Origin of the sequence: Micromonospora sp. AB353 (genome assembly GCF_049538395.1) — a bacterium.
GTDB classification, from domain to species: Bacteria; Actinomycetota; Actinomycetes; order Mycobacteriales; family Micromonosporaceae; genus Micromonospora; species Micromonospora aurantiaca.
On sequence record NZ_JBMVFV010000004.1, the window covers coordinates 12958 to 35089 of the forward strand.

Below are 22132 nucleotides of genomic sequence, written 5' to 3' on the forward strand. Positions count from 1 at the left end.
GCACACTGCGGCGATGCCGACGTTTGATCGACTCTTCGCCGAACATGTCGGCACCGGCCTGGCCCGCCAGATGGCGCTGGCCGACCTGCTCGGCGAGCGCGACTGGCAGCTCGACGTGCCCGACGGCATCGCGACGTTCGAAACCGACCTGCGGTACCGCGTCCAACTCCTCGGCAGCGAGAGCCACCTCGACGGCACCTGGCTCTGGGCCTGGGCCAACGAGGCCAGCAACCTCCCGCCGTCGGTGCTGCATCTGGCCGGCTGGCTGCGCGAGTACGGGCACCGCCAGGGGGTCGCCGAACTCACCGAACCCACGTTCCCGCTCCAGCGCGCCGACGGACACCGCCTCGCCATGCTGGCGTCCGGCCTGACCGGCCGCTGCTACTACCGTGGGCCGTACGACGGCGGCGCCGTCTTCTTCCACCTCGACGACGCCCCGCCGCAGATCACCGCGCCGGTCCGGCCGGAACGGGCGCTGACCGTCCTGGCGCAGGTCCTTCAGTCCTTCCCGGTGGAGCATCGCGTCGCCGTCGAGTCGTTCCTGCACCAGCAGGGGTGGCACCTGGATCGGGCGCCGATGTCGGTGACGGCGCAGGATCGGGGCGGCTCGGTTCTGCGTGTCGACTTCGACGCGATGGGTCGGGTCAGCAACCTGTCGGGAACGGTCAGCCCGTAGGCGGAATGTGGTGCCCCCGGCAGGATTCGAACCTGCGACACACGGTTTAGGAAACCGATGCTCTATCCCCTGAGCTACGAGGGCGCGAGCGCCTAGTCTAGCGACCTGGGGGTTCACCTGGGGTGGCCGGGAGTGGCCCACGTTCCCGGGGCCGCCGTTCTCCCAGCCCAGGACCACAGCCCGAGCACACAAACCCCGGGTTGCGACAGGCGGTCGGCCGCGGTGACCCGCGTTGGCACCGGTTCACCCGGGTTGGCATCCGCTGGAGAGCACACACCGCGCACATCACTTCTCGCCCACGACGATGGGATCCTGGTCGCCCCACCCGGCTCCGGCAAGACCGTTATGGCCTGCGCCGTGATCGCCGAACGCAACACCTCCACCCTCATCCTCGTCGACCGCAAAGCCCTCGCCGACCAGTGGCGCACCCGCATCCAACAGTTCCTCGACATCAAGCCCGGCCAACTCGGCGGCGGCCGACGCAAGCTCACCGGCACGGTCGACATCGCGCTGCTGCCCTCCCTCGCCCGACGTGACGACGTCGCCACCCTGACCCAGGGGTACGGGCACGTCATCGTCGACGAATGCCACCACCTCGCGTTGACCGAGCGGGACGAACAGCTGCGGGCGGACTACCAGCCCTACGGAGACCGGAAGCCTTACGTGGTGGCCGAAACCCTTGCCGCGCTGCACGGCCCCACCGACGGCACGGTGACGCTTCCGCGTCACCTCGACTGGTCCGGGCACGCCGAGTACGACCTGAACCGGCCCACGCGCCTGGCCAGCATGTACAAGGTGGTGCTCACCGAAACCAGTACGGTCGAGGATCTGCACACCTGGCTCAATGCCGACCTGCTGCGGCGGCTCTGGCCCACCCTGTGGCTGCCACCCCAGCTCCGCCAGCACTGGGAAGACGCCTTCCCCGAACTCGCCCCGACCCGCAGCAACGCGACGTAGCGGTGGGCCCCTTCCGCGAACCGCCCCGTTCGCCTGGCCCGCAAATCGAACATCGAATGACTGCATATCGAACGCTTCGGGTGCCGCAAATCGAAAGCAAGTGCCCTCGCAGATCGGAAATGCGGCGGTTATGATGACGCCGTGCCCACACCGCATCTAGTCCCCCGCCACGCTGCCGCGCAGGTCAACGCTGCTCTGGCGGACACCCGCGTCGTCTTGATCAGCGGGGCCCGCCAAGCGGGCAAGAGCACCCTGGTCCGCCTCGTTGCCGGCGATCGTCTGGCCGAGCGCCGCGATCTTGATCGGGCTCAGGACCGGGCGGCGGCGATCGCCGATCCGGTCGGGTTCGTGGACTCCTCCGAACTCCTGGTCATCGACGAGATCCAGCGCGCTCCGGAGCTCCTGTTGGCCATCAAGGCTGCCGTCGACGAGGATCCCCGTCCTGGCCGGTACCTGCTCACCGGGTCGGCTCGGCTGTTCGGCATGGTGGCTGCGCCGGACGCGCTGCCTGGTCGGATGGAAACCGTCGAGCTCTGGCCATTTTCCCAAGGCGAACTCGACGGAGCCCTGGACGGATTTATCGACGCCGTCTTCGCGCTCGGCCCGGACCTGCGACACGAGTCGGACGTGACCCGCGCCGACTACGCGGCTAGGATCGTGCGAGGCGGCCTACCCGAGGCCACCGCCCGCACCGACCCGCGCCGCCGCCAACGGTTCCTCGACGCCTATGTCCAGGCGCTCATCGACCGCGACGTCCGGCAGCTCTCCGACATCCAGCACAAGGGCGAGCTACGCAGGCTGGTACGCCTCCTCGCGGCCAGGTCCGCGACCATCATCGCCGCGAACTCCCTCGAATCCGCCCTCGGACTGAGCCGGCCGACGATCGTCCGCTACCTCCAAGCCCTGGAAGAGATCTTCCTGATCAAGCGGATTCCCGGCTGGTCCCGCAACCTCGGCACCCGTGCCACCGCCGCGCCAAAGCTGATCTTCGTCGACTCGGGCATCGCCGCCAACGAAATCGCGACCGACGCCCGGGCACTGCTCCGGCCGGGCGCACCGTTCGGGCCGCTGTTCGAGTCATTTGTGCTGTCCGAACTGTCCCGGCAGCTCACCTGGTCCGAGCAGTTCGTCGACCTGTCTCACTACCGCGACCAGAGCAGGTACGAAGTCGACGCGGTGCTCGAGAACCGAGCTGGTCAGGTGGTCGGGATCGAGGTCAAAGCAGCCAGCACCGTCGGACCCGACGACTTCCGCGGCCTACGCCGACTCGCCGACCGCCTCGGCGACGACTTCATCGTCGGCATCGTCCTCTATACCGGAACCGCCACGCTGCCGTTCGGCGACAGACTCCGCGCCATGCCGGTCAGCGCCCTATGGCAGGTTTCCGCCTCGACAGCAGATTGACCTCGCTCGCAGGCCGCTCCCCAGCCGTCAGGGGAGTGGGCATGCCCTCAACCGGGCGAGGGCGGTGGTGTGGTGGCGACGAGCAGGGTGAGTTCCCGGACCAGGTCGTCCAGGGACTGACCGGTCTGCGCGCGGACCAGTCCGAGGGCAAGGTCAGCGAGGAGGTAGAAGCCGAGCGTGCGGGCCTGGTCGGTGTCGAACGAGGCCAGCAGCGCCTCCGCGCCGGCGAGATCACCGCGGTGGCGGGCGGCGATGACCCCGGCGGCGCGCTGCACGAGGTCGGCGGCGACCGGAACCGGAACGGTCACGCCGGTCAGAGCTTCGGCGCGGCGGCGCGGGCGGCCTCGAACCGGGCGGTCACGTCGGCCCAGTCGACGAGATTCCACAGCCGGTCGACGTAGTCCGGGCGCACGTTGCGGTACTGCAAGTAGTAGGCGTGCTCCCACGCGTCGAACACCAACAGCGGCGTGGAGCCCTGCCCGACGTTGCCGTGGTGGTCGTAGACCTGCTCCACGATCAGCCGCTGCCCCAGCGGCTCCCAGGCGAGGACACCCCAGCCGGAGCCCTGCACGCCCTTCGTCGCCGCCGACAGTTGGCCAGCGAAGCCGTCGAAGGAGCCGAAGTGCTCGTCGATCGCGGCAGCCAGCTCACCGTCGGGGCGGTCGCCGCCGTGCGGGGACAGGTTGTTCCAGAAGATCGAGTGCAGCACGTGCCCGGAGAGGTTGAACGCGAACGTCTTCTCCAACCCGACCAGCGCCGCGAAGTCACCCTTGTCCCGGGCCTCGGCCAGCTGCTCCAGGGCGTCGTTGCTGCCCTTGACGTACGCGGCGTGGTGCTTGCTGTGGTGCAGCTCCAGGATCTCGCCGGACATCGCCGGCTCCAGCGCACCGTAGTCGTACGGCATGTCGGGCAGAGAGTAGACGGCCACCAGCAGCTCCTCACACCATCGTCGTCGCAGAGTTGGGCGGGCACCCCGGCGATGGTGCAGATCATCACGTTGCCGGAGCACCCGCCCACTGCTGCCAGCATTACGTAGTTGCCAAGCTTTGGCAATAAGAGCGGTCCAGAGTGAGGCGCGGCCCGACGTCGGGTCGGGCGCAGCACGTCACAGGAGACCGCCACAGCGGTCGATGGAAGAGTAGAGCCGACCAGCACTTACGCACTTCGCTGGGCTTCAGCCGGCGATCACAACGGCGCGCGGGTGCGACCGGCGCAGAAAGCTTGGAAAGAGAGAATCCGCAGGTCATCGGCCGTGCGGCTACACACGGAGCGTCGTCTTAGGAAACCGATGCTCTATCCCCTGAGCTACGAAGACGCGAGGGCCCAGTCTAGCGACCTGGGGTGGCAGGGAGTGGCACACGTTCACCCACGTTCCCGGGGCCGCCGTTCTCCCAGCCCAGGACCACAGCCCGAGCACACGAACCCGGGGTTGCGACAGGCGGTCGGCTGCGGTGACCCGCGTTGGCGCCGGTTGACCCCCGTTGCGATCCGCTGGAGAGAACACACCGCGCCATCATTGAAGATCAACGACATTCCGTCCGCAGGCCCACAGTCGGCGCCGCCACCGGAGACCAGGGAGCGCTCAGCCCGAGGTCGCTCGGATCCGCCGCGAATCTGACCATGATGGTCCCCCAAGCGTCCGCACATGCCGAGATCAGTGCGTTATCTGGCTAAGGCGCGCCTGGCCAGTCGGCCACGATGACCAATGGAACTGAGTCCGGCGACCGGTAGTCGTCCCCAGGAAGGTACTCGATGTGCTGATGCCGACGGACTGCCCGGTCATCGGCGGTCTCGGCTTGCTCAGCCACTCCATCGAGCCCGTCCCAGAGGATGTCGAGATACTCGCGACCACCGGAGAAATGCAGCGTGGTCCCGCCTTGCAGACTGACAAGCAGCGGGCCGGCGGTCGCCTCTTGACTGACGACCCCGCCGGTGATCGCCACCTCAAAGGGCTCGGGATGTTGGCGTAGCAGCCGGCCGAGGGCGCGGAGGGCAGCCGGCGGACCGGCAAGCTCCAGCTCGCCGCCGCTGACGGAAAGACGGCAGCACCGGTGATCGTCCATCGGCGCATTGTCCTTCACCTCGCGGCCCCTCGCGTCGCCGGCACCGCCTTCCGGATCTGCCGCGACGATGGCACCCTGCGATCAGCAGGTCGACTCGGGCAGCGGGCTTCGAGCGCCGGGTCACATCACGACGCGGACGCCGGGCCAGCGTTCGGTGGGGCGGTGGCGGGCGAGTCGTTGCCGGGAGATCTCCGGGCTGACTCTGGCCGGGTTGCGCCGCCACACCCCGTCGAGCAAATCGTCGAGGCCATGCGGGGCGCACACCGTGATCTTGTTGTGCGCGTCGAGGCGGATGGCCACGGCGGTGGCGTACTCGGGCCAGGTGGCAACGGCATCGGCGACGGTCCGCAACGGCGCCACCGGACCTCCGCCAATCGTTCGCCCGGCTGTCGCTGTTGGAATCCTGGTCAGTCGAACAACCGGCCCACAAGCGCGCCCTGGCCGGACTGCAGGACGTGCGCGGCCCGTAACGGTATCCAGAAGCACTCGAACCGGGTGGGCTCCTGCTCGCCGTCGTGGTCTTCCCGGCTCGCCCACCGTTCGGGCGTCGGCCCGTGCAGCGCCAACTCGAAGACGTGCCGACGCTGAATCTCGAAGCGGAGCGGGCTGATGTCGTACTCGATCGCCCCCAGCTTGCGCACGACGCTGAAGCCGGTCAGTCCGGTCTCTTCGCGGGCCTCGCGCAGCGCCGCGTCCGCCGGATCCTCACCGGGGCGGACGCTGCCGCCGGGCACCTGGATGCCCACCTCCTCGTAGCTGACGTCGGTGTGGCGGAAGACGAGCAAATGACCTTCCCGCACGACATAGCAGAGAACCTTGTTGGTGATCACCTTCTCGGGCACGGCGCCTTCCTCCACTCCTTTCCTCTGGTACGTCTACCCGGGGTCTGGCAGGTGCGGATCGGGCGGGCCGAAGATTACTGCCCGCAGACCACGGGTGAGGCTGCCCCTTTCCCGTCGGCGATGCAGGGCCGCGACGGCGCGTGCGAATGCGGTGTGCCAGTCGCCGGGGATGCGAGGTGCGCCGAGCAGGAGAGAACCAAGGGCTGCAGGCAGAGTGGTTATCGGTGCAGTCCCTGGGATGCCGCTCATGCGGTCGGCGCGTTGAGGACGCAGTCGACCGCCATGTAGAGGGTTTCGGTTTCGGACACCAGGATCGAGTCCTCGGCGGGTAGGGCTCGGGCGATGGAGAGCCCTTGGAGGACGGTGAGCAGGAACCTCACCCGGCGCGCGTGGTCTTCCCGGGGGAGCGCGCCTTCGTCAGCGAGAACGGTGAGCCAGTACTCGACACGATGCCACCCTGCCCGGTCGACGGCGAGATACGCCGCGCGTACCTCCTTGGTCGGTTCGGGGGCGATGAACGTCTGATACGCCTTGCTCCACGCCTCACGTGCCCGCTCTCCGACGCCGGCGGGGGCGAGCACCTGCCGGAGACAGCCGACCAGTCGATCTCGCGCGGGAAGCGATCGGTCGTGGATCGAGTCGTCGGGGAACATGTGCTCGTGGATTCTGGCGAGCACAGCGTCCTGCAACGCACGCTGAGTCGGAAAGTGGAACCTGAGCGAGCCTGTGCTCACCCCGGCCCGTGCCGCGACCGCACGCACGCTCAACCGCGCAGCTAGGTCCTCGGCGAGCATCGCCGCCGCAGCCGCGAGGATCCGCTCTCGTGAGCTGGCACTCCTGTCGTCCGATGTCATCCGGCACCTCCTAGTACATCGTACTAGCACGCCGTGCTAGCGTTGCCACTAGTACGGCGTGTTAGTGGAACGCGTCGGTCGACGGGGAGCGAGGCAACGTGATCGAGGACTGGCGGCAACGGCGGGCGGCCAAGCGCATCAAGAGCGGAGACGGCCGGGCGCTGAAACGCCTCCGCTGGTGGCAGCTACCCTTCCGCGCACTGTTCCACCTCGCGCTGCCCAACGGCAGCGGCGGCCAGACGGTGTACGCCGTCGACATCCCACGCCGGACCGACCCGGACGGCGGCAAGGCGAGAGCGCACCTGTATCTGGACGGCAGACACCACGCCGAGTCCACGCTCCCGGCGGCCTTCCCCGTGGAGGGCGGCACCATTGAGGTGGCGAACAGCGCATTCGGGCTCAAACGCTGCCACTACGTCACCACCGCGGGCGCCGAGTACCGGCTCTTTCCCGATCCGAAGTCCGCCGAAGGACGCCGCGCCCGCGTCGAACGCGAGCACCCGACGCTGAGCCGCTCGATCAGTCTCCTCTCGGTGCTGATGCTCGTCATCGGCGTGGGCCTGAACCTGCTGCAACTCGCCGGACCGGTTTCGCAGATTCCCACGATCGCGGAAAACGTCGGAACGTTCGAGTCGCCCGTCCGCTTACCGATCTGGCTCAACTTCGCCCTCGCCGTCGGGGCCGTACTGGGGAGCACCGAAAGGGCACTCCGCCTGCGTTACAGCGTGCTCGACCACGCCGGGAAGTAACCCCATTCACAGGAGGACAGCATGACCACGGCAATCAAGCCGAACTCTCTACTGACTCCCGGCGAGCCCCGCAACGGGCCGTCAGTCCCCACCGGGGTGGAATACCACCGGGTACTCGCCGGCGACAAACGCCGGATCGGTCGCGGCGTTCTCGCCATCATCCTCCTGCTGGCCGGGCTCGTCATCTTCCCGACGGCCATCGGCAGGGCGGCTGCGGTCATCGACGTCCAGCAGGGCAACACCCCGCCGATCCTGGGCGGCACCGACTACACGCCGCTCTACCACGCCAGCACCATGCTCTCCCTCGGCCTGCTCATTCCCTGGAGCATGCTCATCCAGCGGTGGCTCTACGGCGTGCCCGGTGCGTCCCTGCACTCCGTGACGTCGCGGTTCCGCTTCGACCTGCTCGGCAAGTCGCTGCTCATCTACGGTCCCGCCTGGCTGGTGGTCAACGCCATCGGAGCCCTCACGCCCGTCGAGGAATCCCCCTGGTCACAGACCGACCTCATCGCCATCTTCATCGCCACGATCCTCCTCACCCCACTCCAGTCGGCGGGCGAGGAATACGGCGTACGTGGGCTGATCTTCCGCGTGATCGGAAGCTGGACCCGCGGCCCACGGGCGGGACTGATCACCGGAGTGCTGCTCTCGAGCGCGCTGTTCACGGCCGCACACGGCGCGACGGATCCCTACATCGTCGTCTGGTACTTCGTGCTCTGGACCGGACTGGCCATCATCACCTGGCGCACCGGCGGGCTTGAGATCCCCGTCATGCTGCACGCCGTACTCAACACATTCAGCATCATCCTGGCCGTGGCCCTGCGGGTAGACCTCGGAAGCGCGCTAGGGGACCGCTCAGCCGGAGTCGGCACGCCGTATCAGCTCGTTCCCGCCCTTGCGGTCGTCGTCATCACCGCAACCATCTGGTGGCGTACCCGAAAGACAGGACCAGCACTCACCGCGGGCCGCAACACGCGGTCGTGACGGGGCGGTGGCGGCCCCGGCGGTGGGGCCGCCGGGGCCGCTGACCGCGACCCGGCTCGGCAGGCCGCAGCCACATCCACGCACTGCACCATCCGCGCCATGCCGGTCAGGGCCCCGAGAACCAGAGGGCGCGGCCTGCTGATCTTCGGCAAGCGATCGCCGCAGGGCCGCGCAGCGACCAGCACACGAAGCCAAGAAGTGAAAGCCGCGGGGTTGTCGGCCTTCGCCGGCAGGCACGCCGGACACGATGTGCAAGGAGCCGCGAGCAGGGTCTCGGGCACTTTCGCGCGCGTACGACATGGTGACGATCACCACGCTGGGCAAACTCTCCCCCTACGGAAGAGTAGGTTCGATGCCGATGATCGAGGCGTGGCCCCGGGTGGCTGGGGCCGGATCTGTGCGCGTCCGCGAGACGCCCGAGTGGAAATGGCTCTATGTCTTCTGTGCTGTCCGCGGTCGTCCGGCCGCGTCTGTCCCGTCCGTCGTGGCTGTCGCCGAAGGTGTTCCGCACCGAGGTCCTCGCCGGCCTGGTCGTCGCCCTGGCGCTGATCCCGGAAGCGATCTCCTTCTCGATCCTGGCCGGGGTCGACCCGCGGGTGGGGTTGTTCGCCTCGTTCACCATGGCGGTCACGATCGCGATCTGCGGTGGCCGACCGGCGATGATCTCCGCCGCGACCGGCGCGATCGCCCTGGTGGTCGCGCCGCTGGCGCGGGAGCACGGGCTGGACTACCTGATCGCGGCGGTGATCCTCGGCGGCGCGATCCAGATCCTGCTGGCGGCGCTCGGGGTGGCGAAGCTGATGCGGTTCATCCCGCGCAGCGTCATGGTCGGCTTCGTCAACGCGCTGGCGATCCTGATCTTCGCCGCTCAGATTCCGCACCTGCTCGGCGTGCCCTGGCTGGTCTACCCCCTCGTCGCCGTCGCCCTGGCGATCATGGTGGGGCTGCCCCGGCTCACCCGCGCCGTCCCGGCGCCGCTGGTCGCCATCGTGGTGCTGACCGTGGTCACCGTCGTCGCCGGCGTGGCGGTGCCGACCGTCGGTGACGAAGGTGCCCTGCCGGACAGCCTGCCCACCCTCGGCCTGCCGCAGATCCCCTGGACCATGGACACCCTCACCCTGGTCGCCCCCTACGCCGTGGGGATCGCGCTTGTCGGACTGATGGAGTCGCTGATGACCGCCAAGCTCGTCGACGACATCACCGACACCCCTTCCAACAAGACCCGCGAGTCCTGGGGCCAGGGTGTGGCCAACATCGTCACCGGGTTCTTCGGCGGGATGGGCGGCTGCGCGATGATCGGCCAGACGATGATCAACGTGAAAGCCTCCGGCGCCCGTACCCGGCTGTCGACGTTCCTGGCCGGCGTGTTCCTGCTGGTCCTGGTCGTCGCGCTCGGTGACGTGGTCGCCGTCATCCCGATGGCCGCTCTCGTCGCCGTGATGATCATCGTGGCGGTGTCGACGTTCGACTGGCACTCGGTCACCCCGGCCACTCTCAAGCGGATGCCGTACGGCGAGACGATCGTCATGCTCGCCACCGTCGGCACCACCCTGGCCACCCACAACCTGGCCATCGGCGTCGTCGCCGGCGTCCTCGCCGCCATGGTGATCTTCGCCCGCCGGGTCGCCCACCTCGTCGAGGTCACCAGCGTGCTCGACCCTGACGGCACCACCCGCATCTACTCCGTGCACGGGGAGCTGTTCTTCGCCTCCAGCAACGACCTCGTCGGCCAGTTCGACTACGCGAACGACCCCGACACCGTGGTCATCGACATGACCCACGCCCACGTCTGGGATGCCTCCTCCGTCGCCGCCCTCGACGCGATCACCACCAAGTACGCCGCGCGGGGCAAGGCCGTGGAGATCATCGAGCTGAACCAGCCCAGCGCCCGCATCCACGACAGCCTCGCCGGGCAGCTCGGCGTCGGTCACTGATGACCGCGACCAGCCGGGGCACCGGGCCGGAGCAACACGCCTCCGGCCCGGCCACTGGCCGCCTCATGCAGATCGGCGAAGCCGCCGAGCGGGTCGGGCTGAGCATCCGGACCATCCGCCACTACGAGGAAGCCGGCCTGATCGTCCCCTCCGCGCGCAGCGAGGGCGGCTTCCGCCTCTACACCGAACCCGACCTCGACCGCCTCGCCGTGGTCAAGCGGATGAAACCCCTCGGGTTCACCCTCGACGAGATGCGCGACCTGCTCGCTGTCCTCGACGCCCTCGACACCGCCACCGGCGACGACCGCGCCGAACTGCTCGACCGGCTCGGCATGTTCCACACCGCCGCCACCACCCGTGTCACCGCGCTCCGCGACCAACTCGCCATGGCTGAAGGCTTCGCCGAGACCCTCCGCGACGAACTCGACCACCACGGCAGCCCGGCGGGCTGAGCACCGCCGCTGCCGACTATCCCTGAACTACACGAGGACGGCGCCCTGGATCGCCTGACCTGGGGATCAGCGACCGGGCTTGCCGCAACCGAGGTGCGTCTCACGGCGCCCGGCCAGCCGGCTGAGCAGCGAGAGACCCTGACCTGGATCGGCCGGTCAGGTGCGCAGCACGTTGGCGTAGATCAGCCAGGCCAGCGCGGACTTGGCCGCGAGGCTGAGCACGATGTACGAGACCTCGCCGTAGCGGTAGTCACGCCACCGGCCGCGCTGGGCGTACTGCAGGGCCATGTTGACCGCGAAGCTCGCGAAGAGCAGGAACTGCACGATGATGATCGCCCACACGAAGCCGGGGATCTCCGGCGGCTGGGCGACGTAGACGCCGATCGCCAGCCAGGGAGCCAGGCCGACGAGCGTACCGAACCAGAAGGCGCTCCAGTCGGCGCGTCCCGGCGTCTGCTGCCGCTCCATCAGCAGCCCGAACAGGATCATCGCGGTGTTCGCGGCGAAGATCCCGATGACCGCCGCGAGGTCGCGGATCCCGACGAACAGACCGATCAGGACGATCATGATCGACGCACTGACCGAGTATTCGATCCAGCGGGCGTAGTTGGCGCGCCGGTCGAGGTTGCGCTCGTACCAGCGGTGCACGCCCGGCGCGGCGGTGACGAAGTGGTCGAGCGCGGCGAGGAGCAGGAACACCGCCACCGCCGGTCCGACGGCGATCCGGAAGGCCACCTCCGGGAGCGTCGCGTCCCGCAACGTCACCGGATCCGCCGTCAGGTACGACGCCGTGACCGGCAGGGACAGGTCGTTGCCGGCCGCCCACATCCAGACACCCTCGGCAGCCAGCAACACTCCGACGAGCACGTTGAACCCGCGCAACCGCCGGTAACGGTCACCGCTCGCCGCCGCGTGGTGCCCCATGCGCGTCACCATAGGTAGCCGAGGGAGCCGTCCGCCGAGTTTTGGACACATCACCGGCGCGCAGTGGCGGCTTACCGATCGCCCTTGTCGTCCCGCCACCCGTCGATGAGCGCCGGTAGTTCGCGCCAGAGGTAGTCGTAGAAGTCGCGCATCTCGGCGAGGCGGGCTCCGGCGAGGCTGCCCGCGCCGGCCACGGTGATGCCTTCTTCGGCGGCTTCCCGCAGGCTTCCGATCATCGCGTTCTGGCCGGACATGAGGGTGGCCCAGGCACCCTCGCGGAGCCGAAAATGCTCGCGGCGGCTGCCCGGAGCGGGTACCCGCTCGATCAACCCGACGGTCGCGAGGGACTTGATGGCGGTGGACACGCTGCCGGAACTGATGGCCAAAGTGTCCGCGATCTCGCCGGCAGTCATCGTCTCCTGGTCGGTGAACAGCAACGCGGCCAGCACGCGCGCCGTCATCCGTTGCAGCCCGCCCTCGGCGAGCGTCAGTGCCAGCTTCTCCGCCGGGCCGCTCAAAGCCATCCGCGCCCTCCCGTACTCCATCATCCGGAAGCCTAACATCTTGCAATCTTCAGAAATCTTTGAAAGTTCGATACTCTGCGAGACATGCCTGACGTGATCCAGCTGGAGAAGCTGACCAAGACCTACGGCCGCCGCCGAGGGCTGCGCGACCTCGACCTGTCCGTCGCCGAAGGAGAGGTGTTCGGCTACCTGGGTCCGAACGGGGCCGGCAAGTCGACCACCATCCGCGTGCTGCTGGACCTGATCCGACCGACCAGCGGGCGCGCGCTGGTGTTCGGGCACGACCCGCGCCGCGACGCGGTGGCGCTGCACCGACGCATCGGATACGTCGCCGGTGAATTCGTGGTCAACCCCCGGCAGCGCGTCGGTGAGTGCCTGACGTTCCTGGCCCACCTACGTGGAGGCGTACCGAAGGCCCGCATCGGCGAGCTGGCCGGGCGGTTGGAGCTGGATCTGACGGCACGGATCAAGACGCTGTCCAAGGGCAACCGGCAGAAGATCGGCCTGGTGCAGGCATTCATGCACCGCCCCGAGCTGCTGATCCTCGACGAGCCGACGTCCGGGTTGGACCCTCTGGTGCAGCAGACCTTCCTCGACCTGGTTCGCGAAGCCAGAGCCGACGGGCAGACGGTGTTCATGTCCTCGCACATCATGAGCGAGGTCGAGGCGGTCGCCGACCGAGTCGGCATCATCCGCGACGGCCACCTCGTCGCCCTCGACACGGTGGCTCGACTCCGCGACCGCAGCGTGCACGAATTCCAGGTCACCTTCGCCGACCCGGTCGACGAAACCGCACTCGCCGCCCTGCCGGAGGTGACCGGCCTGACCATCGACGGCCCAACCGCAAGGTTCCACCTGGCCGGCAGCCCCGACGGGCTCATCCGCGTACTCGCCCAGCAGCGGGTCACGAGCCTCCGCGCCACCGAACCCGACCTGGAACAGCTGTTCCTCACCTACTACCAGGCCGACGCTGCGAGCAAGGAGACCACGCATGCCTGACCTGCTGACCAAGACGCTGTGGGACGGCCGACGCGGCCTGGCCGGTTTCACCACCGGCACCGCCCTGCTCGGGGCGATGTACGCCGGCTTCTACCCCCAGGTCGCCGACGGCGCGATGGGACAAACCGCCCAAGGCATGTCTCCCGCGCTGCGGCAGGCGCTACGGATGGAGGACCTCTCCTCCGCCGCCGGCTACCTCGGCTCCAGCGTGTTCGGCATCATCGTGCCCCTGGTCGCCATCATCTTCGGCATCGCCACCGGCACCCGCGCCATCGCCGGCGACGAGGAAGCCGGCTACCTCGACCTGCCCCTCGCCCACCCGGTCAGCCGCACCCGCCTGCTGCTGCACCGCTTCGCTGCCCTGAGTGCCGGTGCCGTCCTCATCGCGGTGGTGGTCCTGCTGGCCATGCTCGCCGTCCGGCCCGGCGCACAACTCGACAGCATCACCGTCGGCCAGTTCACCGCCCAGTGTCTCGCCCTGGCCCTGCTGATCATCGTCTTCGGGACAATCGCCATCACCACCGGCGCGGCCACCGGGAGCCGGCCCACCGCCCTGGCCGCCACTGCGGGCATCGCCGTCCTCACCTACGCCGCCAGCACCCTCGCCGGCCAGATCGGCGCCGACATTCTCCGCTACGCCTCCCCCTTCCACTACTACATCGGCGGAGAACCCCTGCGTAACGGCTTCCAATGGGCCGACCTGACCATCCTGACCACCACCACCGCGGTCCTGCTGACCATCGCAGTCGCAGCATTCAACCGCCGCGACCTGACCAGCTGAGCTCGAACGGCCTGTGCCCTCGCCGCATGGCGCCGCGAACTGCTCAACGACGAGGAACGACGCTTCCGGCCGGCACCGCATACGCCGTCTTCACCGGCATCGGCGCCGTCGGGGGGCGATCCCCCTGGGCATCGTCGTCCACGACGAGCCTGTCCGGGTACGGATGCCGTCGCTGCTCAGCCATGACGGCGTGCTCCTGCGGCAGTCGTAGAGCCGCAGGAGCACGGCACGCGCAGGGGCGTCGGAGTAGCGCTCCCCGAACGGGGCAGCCGACGTCAGTCGATCCTCCCGCTGAACCGTTCCACCTGGCCGGCGCGTAGCTGCAGGTGAGCGGCGGCAAAGCGAGCCCGCATGCGGCGGTCGTGGGTGACCACGACCACCGCGCCCGGGTAGTCGACCAGCATCTGCTCCAACTCCTCGACCAGGGCCGGGCTGAGGTGGTTGGTCGGTTCGTCCAGCAGCAGCAGGTCGACCGGCTTGCTGACCAGGCGGGCCAGTTCGAGCCGGCGAAGCTGTCCGTAGGACAGCTCCCTCACCCGCAACCGCAGGTCGGACGACCTGAACAGGCCCAGCGACAGCAGCTCGTCCGGGTCACCGGACCGGCCGTCCGCGAACGCCTCCCACACCGTCAGGTCCGGCGGCCACGGCGTCATCTCCTGCCGCAGGTGACCGGTCCGGCCCCGGATGCGTACCCTGCCGTAGTCCGGTCGCAGCTCTCCGGCCAGGAGCCCGAGGAGGGTGGACTTGCCCGCGCCGTTGGGTCCGGTGACCAGCAGCCGGTCCGCGCCGCCGATCCGCAGTGAGGGTACGTACAGCCGGCCGGTGACGCGGACCTCGGTGAGTTCAGCGGCCGTCTCCGGGGCTTCCCGGCCGACGTCGCTGACGCCGGCCGCGAACCGCAGCGGGTCGGGCGGCGGTGTGACCGGGCTGTCCGTGAGACGCGTGATGCGCTCCTTGGCGTTGCGGATGCGTCCCATCGCGCCGTGGTCACGACCGCGGGCCCGGAAGGCGCCGTGCCCGAACTTGGCCATCGGCGCCCGTCGCGGGATCGCGGCGAGACGGAACGCGTTGGCGGCGGCGAGCCTGCGGTTACGGGCCAGCTCGTCGCGCCACGCTTCGTACTCCTGCAACCGGCGGCGGCGTTCGGCGGCCTTGGCGACCAGGTACCCGTCGTAACCGTCGCCGTGGCGTGTCACAGTGCCCTCGCCGACTTCCAGAATCGTGTCGGCGACTCGGCTGAGGAACTCCCGGTCGTGGGTGACCGCGAGCACGGTGCCGCGGTGCTGCCGCAGGTGCTCCTCCAGCCACCCCACGGCCTGGTCGTCCAGGTCGTTGGTCGGCTCGTCGAGCAGCAGCAGTTCCGGCTGGGAGGCCAGCGTGGCGGCCAGCGCCAGGCGGGAACGCTCCCCGCCGGACAGCGTGCCGAGTGCCCGCGTACGGTCCAGACCCGGCAGGCCGAGCCGGTGCATCGCCTTGTCGACCCGGGTGTCCGCCCCGTAGCCGCCCCGTGCCTCGTAGCGGGAGAGCAGCCCGGCGTAGCGCTCCAGGCCGGCGGTGAGCTCGGCCCTGGGCAGGCGTCCCAGTCCCGCCTCGGCGTGCGTGATCAGCGACTCCAGCTCGCGAAGATCGGCCAGCGCGAGATCGATCGCGTCCTGGACCGAGGCCTGTGGCGGCAGCGCCAGCGACTGGGCCAGGTAGCCGACACCGCCCGGGGCGACCACTGTCACGTCGCCGTTGTCCGGGAGGTCCACCCCGGCGATCAGGCGCAGCAAGGTCGACTTGCCGGCGCCGTTGTCGCCGATGACGCCGACCTTCTCGCCGGGTCTGACGCTGAAGGACACCGTGTCCAGCACGATGCGCTCGTCGTAGCGGCGGATGATGTGGTGCAGCGAGAGTTGCGACGTGTGCACAAGGCTCCTGTCTCGCACGTCGGTCCGGATGCACGCCTGGCGCGCGGGTGCCGTGTGCCAGGCGTTCTCGATCCGGTGGTGCCCTGACGTCCGCGCCGCCGCCCCGTCGGGCCAGGACCGCCGAGGCGGCACCGCGAACAGCTCCACCGGCGGAGTTCACGCTCGCTTTCGGAAGGTCGAACGCGCCCACAGATAGCCGACGAGCGCGATGGCCACGCACCAGGCGACCGCGACGGCCGCGTCGGTGGTGTCCGGCGCGCCGTCGAGCAGCCCGCGCACGGTCTCGATGATCGACGTGAACGGCTGGTACTCGGCGAACTGCCGCAGGCCCGGGCCCATCTTCTCGGCCGGGACGATCGCGCTGCTGAAGAACGGGAGCATGACCAGCGGCACGGCGGCCATGCCCGCCGTCTCCGGTGACTTCGCGGACAACCCCAGCGCGACGGTGAACCAGCCCGCCGCGAACGCGAGCAGCACCGTGACGCCGCCCACGGCGAGCCAGTCGACCAAACCGGCCTTCGGGCTGAACCCCAGCAGGAAGGCCACCCCGACGAGCGCCGCGACGGCGATCAGATTGGTCAGCAGGCTGGCGACGACGTGGCCCGCCAGGATCGCGCCTCGGGAGACGTCCATGACCTTGAACCGGTTGATGATGCCCTTGGTCATGTCGGAGTTCACCGCCGTCGCGGTGCCGCCCAGCCCGTAGCAGACGGCCAGCAGGATCAGGCCCGGCGTCGCGTAGTCGATGTAGTCGACGCCGACGTCGAAGGCGTCGCCGAACATGTAGACGAACATCAGCATGATGATGATCGGCATCAGGACGGCGTTGAACACCGACGTCGGGTTCCGGCCCAGGTGCTTGACGTTGCGGCGCAGCATGACGAGTGAGTCGGCGCTCATTTCGCGTCCACCTCCGTGGGGTGGCCCGTCAGGGCGAGGAAGACATCGTCGAGGTCAGGGGTGTGCACGGAGCACCCATCGGCGCTGAGGGAGTGCTCGTCCAGTCGGTCCAGCACGGCCCGCAGCGACTTCGTGCCGCCGTCGGCGGGCACCCGCAGGGCCAGCGCGTCGTCGTCGCGGGCCGCCTCGGGGAAGACCCCCGCGGCGGCGTCGAGGTCGGCGGCGGTGGCGAACCGCAGGCGTACGTGGGTCCCGGGAACGAGGCGCTTGAGCTCCTCGGGCGTGCCCTGCGCGACCAGGCGACCCCGGTCGAGCACCGCGACGCGGTCGGCCAACTGGTCGGCCTCCTCCAGGTACTGCGTGGTGAGGAAGACGGTCACACCGTCGGCGACCAGGTCCCGCACGATCGACCACATGGTGCGGCGGCTGCGCGGGTCCAGGCCCGTCGTCGGCTCGTCCAGGAAGATGATCTTCGGGTCGCCGACCAGCGTCATCGCCAGGTCGAGCTTGCGCCGCATGCCGCCGGAGTAGGTGGAGGCTGGCTTGTCCGCCGAGGCGGTCAGCTCGAACCGGTCCAACAGGCCCGCGACGATCCGCCTGCCGTCGCCGGTGACCCTCCGGTTGAGGTCGACCATCAGCTGGAGGTTCTCCCGGCCGGTCAGCAACTCGTCGACGGCCGCGAACTGGCCGGTGACGCCGATCGCGGCGCGGACCGCGCGGGCGTCGGTGGCGAGGTCGTGGCCGGCGACACGGACCGTGCCCCCGCCGGCCGCCAGCAGCGTGGTCAGCACGTTGACCGTGGTCGTCTTGCCCGCGCCGTTGGGGCCGAGCAGGGAGAAGATGGTGCCGGCGGGAACCTCGAAGTCGATGCCGTCCAGGACGGACCTGTCCTTGTACGCCTTGCGCAGGCCCGAGACCGAGATCGCCGGGGCCGTCACGCGGTCACCTCGGCGGCGTCGAGGGCCGCGACGATCTTGTCGATCATGTCGGTGAGGGCGGGGCCGGGCTCGCCCTGCCGACTCCGCACGCCCGCGTCGAGGGCGACGACGACGGTACGGCGGAAGTTGTCGGCCTCGCTCGGGTCCTGGGCGGCGAGCAGGCGCATCGCCTCGGTCAGCGCCGGCAGCACCCGGTCGGCGATCGCGGCCACCGACCTGCCGCTGAGGTCCACGCCCGTCGACTTCTCGGCGAGCACGTGCCCGACCAGGCCGGTTGCCGAGGCCAAGGCGATGGATCCGTCGGTGGCTATCCGATGGGGTGAGCCGCCGGCGGCTCCGGCGGCCGACAGCAACGTGACGGCGCCGTACGCGGCTGTGCGGAGCGTGAGTTTGTCGTGGGCGGAAAGGTTGACGGTCATGGTGACGGGCTCCTGAGGGTGACGTCGCCGGATTTCGGGAGAAGGGGTGAGCGGCGGGCCGCGATGGTGCGGGGGGTCTCGGCATCCGGCCGGGACGACGCAGTCTCTCGGGCGTACCACACTTTTCATGACAAACCTCTCCTCGGTGGCGCGCGTGGGCTCGGCGCCCGCTGTCGTGGTGGTCGCTGCCGCCGGTTACGGCAGGGTGATCTCGTAGCGGAGACTCCGCCCGAGAGGGCGGAAGCCCAGGTGCCGACGCAGGGCCTGCTGGGCCGGGTCGTCATGGGCGGTACGGGTCTCGATCTCTTCGACGTGCGGATCGATCTCCCGTACCCGCTTGATCAGAGCGGCGTTGACCCACAGGCCCAGTCGACGCCCGCGATGGCCGGCACGCACAGCCGGCCCGTACTGGCGGGCGCGGCGCTCCCGCGGCCCCTCCCTCGTCGCCAAGGCGTAGGCGACCAGGCCACCGTCCGCCTCCGCCGCGCTCACCACCGCGTCACCGGGACGGCTCGGTCGCCGAAGCATCTGCTCGACGCTTGTCGCGCCGCACAGGTCTCCGGTCCAGTAGCGCAGGCGGTATCCGGGATGCTCGACGTCGACCAGCTCACCCAGCCAGGCGTGGTGGACATCGCAGTAGGTGAGCAGGTCGTGACCCCAGGATCCGGTACGCCGGAAGCCGTGCCGGACACAGAACGACTCCCCCGCGGAACCCGCGGCGACCTCGGCGACCAGCCGTCGGCCCGCAGCGTGGGCACCGGCGGCGGCCAGCAGTCGCGAGCCGATCCCCCGTCGGCGCCATGACGGCTCCACGTGCAGACTCAGTTCGAGAGTGCCCGGCGGCACGGCCCCCGGCAGTGGCGACCCGCACTCGAACGGCTCGACCGGACGCAGGCCGGCGACCCCCGCCACCAGGCCGGGGGAGGTCACGGCATGCCACCGCGCGGCGCCGAGGTGATCCGGCTCCGCCACGATGTCGATCCGGCGCTCGCTCATGCGTCCACCATCGTCCGGCCGCCGCTTGCGAACAACGCCGAAGATCGCACCGCCGCATTAGTCACGGGTAATCGATCGACAGCCTGCCCGACCGCGACCGGGGGGCCGGGTCACGCACGGGCATCGTGTCGCTGTCGCGGCCCTAGACTCTCCGTTCGAGCGCGATGATCGGAGATGGGGCCGCACGGTGGAACTGCGTGACATCGAGATCTTCCTGACGCTGACCGAGGAACTCCACTTCGGTCGTACGGCGGAACGCCTGCACGTGTCCCAGTCACGGGTCAGTCAGTCGATCAAACAGCAGGAGCGCCGGATCGGCGGGGGCCTGTTCGAGCGTACGAGCCGGGCCGTCCGGCTCACTCCGCTCGGCGAGCGACTACGGGACCGTCTCCGCGCCGGCTACGACGAGATCATCTCCGGCATCGAGGAGGCCACCGCCACCGCCCGCGGCCAGGCCGGCACACTGACCATCGGCACCATGGCCACCCAGTACCAGTCGATAAGGACCGTCCTCGACCTGTTCCGGCAGCGACATCCACAGTGTGAGCTGCGCATGCGCGAGATCCTGCCGGTCGACCCGTTCGGACCGCTGAGGGCCGGCTCGATCGACATCGGGATCCTCTGGCAACCCGTCCGCGAACCCGACCTCGCGGTCGGGCCGGTACTGCACAGCGAGAATCTGGTCCTGGCCGTCGCCGCCGGCCACCCGCTGGCCGGCCGGCACGAGGTCGAGCTGGAGGATCTCGGCGATCACCCGGTCGTCCACCCCGAGGGCCCCATCCCCGACTACGTGTGGGAGGCACACACCCCATCCACCACACCGGCCGGACGGCCCATCCGGCGCGGACTGGGCATCGCCACCCTCGAGGAGGCATTGCGGGCGATCGCCGACGGCGGCGTCGTGTCCCCGATCGGATCCGACGCGGCATCCACCCGGCAGCGAGGCGACATCGTCTTCCTCCCCATCACCGACGGACCGGTGCTGCACTACGCGCCGGTGTGGCGCAGCGGCGGGGAGACTCCCCTGATCCGCGCCTTCGTCCAGGCCGCCGCGGAGGCGCGGACCAGACCGCCGTCGTCGCCCGGCAGCCACACCGGCGCCCCTCGCACCGGCGCAGCGTCGGACATCGGCGCGTAGGCGAGGTCGGGCCGGGGACAGAACTGTGCCGAGTGCTCACCGGCTGGAGCCGGAGCCGGGACACGCCGGCACGGGTCCAGAACTCGCCGCCGGCAGATCGCTGAACGAGGGAGCCGGTTCAGCTGCCGGAACCAACCGCACCGGCCCGCGGTCAGGTTGCCGGCGCTCACCCGCAGGCACGCTTCGATCGAGGCGTACGCGGTCGGCTGTTCGGGCACGGACGCCGAGGGCCCGGCGCGGAGAACGATCCTCCGCGCCGGGCCCGGGTCGGTTCCGGTCAGGCGGCGCAGGTGGCGGTCGCGCCCTGGCCGGTGCCGGTGCCCTGGAAGCCGAAGTTGGTGGTCTGGCCGGCGCCGACCTGCCCGTTGTAGCCCACATTCGTGAACCGGACGGTGCCGCTGGTGCCGCTGGCCTGGGCGTTCCAGGTGCCGGTGATCGTGGCACCGCCCGGCAGCGCGACGGTCACGGTCCAGCCGTTGATGGCCGCGGAGCCCGCGGTGACGTTCACGCTCGCGGTGAAGCCGCCGTTCCACTGGTTGATAGCGACCGCCGCGGAGCAGCCGTTCCCGGCCGGCGGCGGCGTGGTCGGCGGCGCCGTGGTGGGCGGCGCGGTCGTCGGCGGAGCCGTGGTCGGCGGCGCGGTCGTCGGCGGGTTGGTCGTCGGCGGCGCGGTGGTCGGCGGGTTCGGCGCGCCGTTCGCCAGGCTGAAGGCCAGGTCCGGCTGGAACGAACCGGCCGTGTAGCGGCAGCCGTCCGCCTCACCCGGGGGTTTCACCCAGAGGTACGCGTCGATGTTGGCATCGCCGGTGTTCGTCGTCGGGTACTGCCCGATGCGCCGGTCGGTGTTGTCGTCGGCGCACCAGTCACCGGCGGCTCCCCCATTGCGGCTGGTGTCGATGACCTGCCGCTTGCCGGAGATGCCCATGCCGTTGAGCGCGGAGATGACGGCCCGGCCGAAGTTCGCCTCGCTGGAGGTGGGGTTGAAGTTCGACACGTTGGTGAAGAAGCCGTCGGCGTACTGCACGCCGGCCGCCCGGAGCCGGTTGGCGGTGTCGTTGGCGCTGTTCCAGGTGGAGTGACCGCCGTCGAGGTACACCTTGGCGCTCGGGTTGGCCGACTTGATGGTCTGGGTCGCCGTGGAGAGCGCCTGGTTACGGGCGTTGAGCTCGCTGGGGCTCAGGCAGGTCTGGAGCGCGAGCGAGTCGGTCTCCAGGATGATCAGGACGGTCTGGTTGCCGAGTCCTCTGGCGAAGTTGGACACCCAGGTCTGGTACTGGTTGAGGTCCGGCGCGCCACCGGCGCTGGCGCCGCCGCAGTCCCGGTTGGGGATCTCGTAGACCGACAGCACCGGGATCTGCTGCGCCGAGTTGGCGGCGCCGACGAACGCGGAGACCTCGGACTGGATGGTCGACGGGTTGAAGTTGGCGTACCAGCGGGCCTGCGGCTGGCTGGCGATCTTGTCGCGGATGACGGCGGCGCGGGAGTCGCCGGGGTTGGCGGCGACCCAGCGGACGACCGCCGAGGACGGGTCGCGGTAGAGCGATCCGGACACGGTGCCGGCGGACGCGCCGCCGACGGCGAAGCCGACGCCGGCCACGGCGAGGCCCGCGACGGCCGCCATGCTGATGGCCGCTGATCTGCGGCGGGACGAGAGGATAGCCACGTCGTGTTTCCTCCTGATCACATAG

Annotated in this window: 24 protein-coding genes and 1 tRNA gene; 10 read left to right on the forward strand and 15 right to left on the reverse strand. The window is 69.7% G+C overall.

Translation table 11 applies throughout. The features are described from left to right. Positions 1 to 13 precede the first annotated feature (13 nt). Positions 14 to 676, forward strand: coding sequence for a DUF6882 domain-containing protein (locus ACPCK6_RS02925; protein WP_423480257.1), 663 nt, complete (start codon positions 14 to 16; stop codon positions 674 to 676). Positions 677 to 684: 8 nt separating this feature from the next. Here the strand turns inward: ACPCK6_RS02925 and ACPCK6_RS02930 are convergent. Further along, positions 685 to 760: transfer RNA gene (locus ACPCK6_RS02930), tRNA-Arg, on the reverse strand. 138 nt (positions 761 to 898) lie between these two features. On the opposite strand from ACPCK6_RS02930, the gene ACPCK6_RS02935 reads away from it, so the two are divergent. Beyond that, positions 899 to 1633: a DEAD/DEAH box helicase gene (locus tag ACPCK6_RS02935; protein ID WP_423480258.1), complete on the forward strand. Its 735-nt coding sequence runs from the start codon at positions 899 to 901 to the stop codon at positions 1631 to 1633. A gap of 141 nt (positions 1634 to 1774) precedes the next feature. Next, a complete protein-coding gene (locus ACPCK6_RS02940; RefSeq protein WP_423480259.1) occupies positions 1775 to 3037 on the forward strand; it encodes an ATP-binding protein in 1263 nt (420 codons plus the stop codon). Between the two features lie 47 nt (positions 3038 to 3084). On the opposite strand, the gene ACPCK6_RS02945 is transcribed toward ACPCK6_RS02940, so the two are convergent. From ACPCK6_RS02945 to ACPCK6_RS02970, 6 genes are all read right to left on the reverse strand, one after another. Next, positions 3085 to 3345 (reverse strand): superoxide dismutase, encoded by a 261-nt coding sequence (locus tag ACPCK6_RS02945; protein WP_396882180.1) that lies wholly within the window; start codon positions 3343 to 3345, stop codon positions 3085 to 3087. Positions 3346 to 3350: 5 nt separating this feature from the next. Further along, entirely contained in the window at positions 3351 to 3965 is a 615-nt protein-coding gene (locus ACPCK6_RS02950; protein ID WP_423480260.1) for a superoxide dismutase, read from the reverse strand. Positions 3966 to 4707: 742 nt separating this feature from the next. Further along, a complete protein-coding gene (locus ACPCK6_RS02955; protein ID WP_423480261.1) occupies positions 4708 to 5118 on the reverse strand; it encodes an Imm32 family immunity protein in 411 nt (136 codons plus the stop codon). 102 nt (positions 5119 to 5220) lie between these two features. After that, positions 5221 to 5460 carry a nucleotidyltransferase family protein gene (locus ACPCK6_RS02960; protein ID WP_396882177.1) on the reverse strand — a complete coding sequence of 80 codons (240 nt, stop codon included), beginning with the start codon at positions 5458 to 5460 and terminating at the stop codon, positions 5221 to 5223. 47 nt (positions 5461 to 5507) lie between these two features. Beyond that, on the reverse strand, positions 5508 to 5942 hold the full coding sequence (locus ACPCK6_RS02965) for an NUDIX hydrolase (RefSeq protein ID WP_396882176.1): 435 nt from the start codon (positions 5940 to 5942) through the stop codon (positions 5508 to 5510). Between the two features lie 245 nt (positions 5943 to 6187). Beyond that, positions 6188 to 6796: a TetR/AcrR family transcriptional regulator gene (locus tag ACPCK6_RS02970; RefSeq protein WP_396882175.1), complete on the reverse strand. Its 609-nt coding sequence runs from the start codon at positions 6794 to 6796 to the stop codon at positions 6188 to 6190. A 98-nt stretch (positions 6797 to 6894) separates the two neighbouring features. Between ACPCK6_RS02970 and ACPCK6_RS02975 the strand changes: the two genes are divergently transcribed. The 4 genes from ACPCK6_RS02975 (at position 6895) to ACPCK6_RS02990 (ending at position 10915) form a co-directional block, all read left to right on the forward strand. Next, on the forward strand, positions 6895 to 7545 hold the full coding sequence (locus ACPCK6_RS02975; RefSeq protein ID WP_396882174.1) for a hypothetical protein: 651 nt from the start codon (positions 6895 to 6897) through the stop codon (positions 7543 to 7545). Positions 7546 to 7566: 21 nt separating this feature from the next. Then, positions 7567 to 8529: a CPBP family intramembrane glutamic endopeptidase gene (locus ACPCK6_RS02980; protein ID WP_423480262.1), complete on the forward strand. Its 963-nt coding sequence runs from the start codon at positions 7567 to 7569 to the stop codon at positions 8527 to 8529. A 434-nt stretch (positions 8530 to 8963) separates the two neighbouring features. After that, a complete protein-coding gene (locus ACPCK6_RS02985; protein ID WP_396882172.1) occupies positions 8964 to 10463 on the forward strand; it encodes a SulP family inorganic anion transporter in 1500 nt (499 codons plus the stop codon). After that, positions 10463 to 10915, forward strand: a complete 453-nt coding sequence (locus tag ACPCK6_RS02990) for a MerR family transcriptional regulator (protein ID WP_423480263.1) — start codon at positions 10463 to 10465, stop codon at positions 10913 to 10915. The genes ACPCK6_RS02985 and ACPCK6_RS02990 overlap by 1 nt, the downstream gene beginning before the upstream one ends. A gap of 156 nt (positions 10916 to 11071) precedes the next feature. On the opposite strand, the gene heR is transcribed toward ACPCK6_RS02990, so the two are convergent. Both heR and ACPCK6_RS03000 read right to left on the reverse strand, forming a co-directional pair. Beyond that, the gene (gene heR / locus ACPCK6_RS02995; protein WP_423480264.1) at positions 11072 to 11839 is read right to left on the reverse strand and encodes a heliorhodopsin HeR; all 768 of its coding nucleotides are present in this window, start codon (positions 11837 to 11839) and stop codon (positions 11072 to 11074) included. Between the two features lie 71 nt (positions 11840 to 11910). Continuing rightward, on the reverse strand, positions 11911 to 12384 hold the full coding sequence (locus ACPCK6_RS03000) for a GbsR/MarR family transcriptional regulator (RefSeq protein WP_423480265.1): 474 nt from the start codon (positions 12382 to 12384) through the stop codon (positions 11911 to 11913). Between the two features lie 63 nt (positions 12385 to 12447). Between ACPCK6_RS03000 and ACPCK6_RS03005 the strand changes: the two genes are divergently transcribed. Further along, positions 12448 to 13362 (forward strand): ABC transporter ATP-binding protein, encoded by a 915-nt coding sequence (locus ACPCK6_RS03005; protein WP_423480266.1) that lies wholly within the window; start codon positions 12448 to 12450, stop codon positions 13360 to 13362. Then, positions 13355 to 14143 (forward strand): ABC transporter permease subunit, encoded by a 789-nt coding sequence (locus ACPCK6_RS03010; RefSeq protein WP_423480267.1) that lies wholly within the window; start codon positions 13355 to 13357, stop codon positions 14141 to 14143. The genes ACPCK6_RS03005 and ACPCK6_RS03010 overlap by 8 nt, the downstream gene beginning before the upstream one ends. 275 nt (positions 14144 to 14418) lie before the next feature. On the opposite strand, the gene ACPCK6_RS03015 is transcribed toward ACPCK6_RS03010, so the two are convergent. From ACPCK6_RS03015 to ACPCK6_RS03035, 5 genes are all read right to left on the reverse strand, one after another. Further along, a complete protein-coding gene (locus ACPCK6_RS03015; protein WP_423480268.1) occupies positions 14419 to 16053 on the reverse strand; it encodes a TlrC/CarA/OleB/SrmB family ABC-F type ribosomal protection protein in 1635 nt (544 codons plus the stop codon). A gap of 156 nt (positions 16054 to 16209) precedes the next feature. Further along, the gene (locus tag ACPCK6_RS03020; protein ID WP_423480269.1) at positions 16210 to 16953 is read right to left on the reverse strand and encodes an ABC transporter permease; all 744 of its coding nucleotides are present in this window, start codon (positions 16951 to 16953) and stop codon (positions 16210 to 16212) included. Further along, positions 16950 to 17891 (reverse strand): ATP-binding cassette domain-containing protein, encoded by a 942-nt coding sequence (locus tag ACPCK6_RS03025; protein ID WP_423480270.1) that lies wholly within the window; start codon positions 17889 to 17891, stop codon positions 16950 to 16952. The genes ACPCK6_RS03020 and ACPCK6_RS03025 overlap by 4 nt, the downstream gene beginning before the upstream one ends. After that, positions 17888 to 18310: a hypothetical protein gene (locus ACPCK6_RS03030; protein ID WP_423480271.1), complete on the reverse strand. Its 423-nt coding sequence runs from the start codon at positions 18308 to 18310 to the stop codon at positions 17888 to 17890. The genes ACPCK6_RS03025 and ACPCK6_RS03030 overlap by 4 nt, the downstream gene beginning before the upstream one ends. Before the next feature lie 195 nt (positions 18311 to 18505). Beyond that, a complete protein-coding gene (locus ACPCK6_RS03035) occupies positions 18506 to 19306 on the reverse strand; it encodes a GNAT family N-acetyltransferase (RefSeq protein ID WP_423480272.1) in 801 nt (266 codons plus the stop codon). A 187-nt stretch (positions 19307 to 19493) separates the two neighbouring features. Here ACPCK6_RS03035 and ACPCK6_RS03040 point away from each other — a divergent pair, with 187 nt between their 5' ends. Next, positions 19494 to 20444: a LysR family transcriptional regulator gene (locus tag ACPCK6_RS03040; RefSeq protein ID WP_423480273.1), complete on the forward strand. Its 951-nt coding sequence runs from the start codon at positions 19494 to 19496 to the stop codon at positions 20442 to 20444. A gap of 277 nt (positions 20445 to 20721) precedes the next feature. Here ACPCK6_RS03040 and ACPCK6_RS03045 read toward each other — a convergent pair whose 3' ends face one another. Continuing rightward, positions 20722 to 22107 (reverse strand): glycoside hydrolase family 6 protein, encoded by a 1386-nt coding sequence (locus ACPCK6_RS03045; RefSeq protein WP_423480274.1) that lies wholly within the window; start codon positions 22105 to 22107, stop codon positions 20722 to 20724. Positions 22108 to 22132 lie beyond the last annotated feature (25 nt).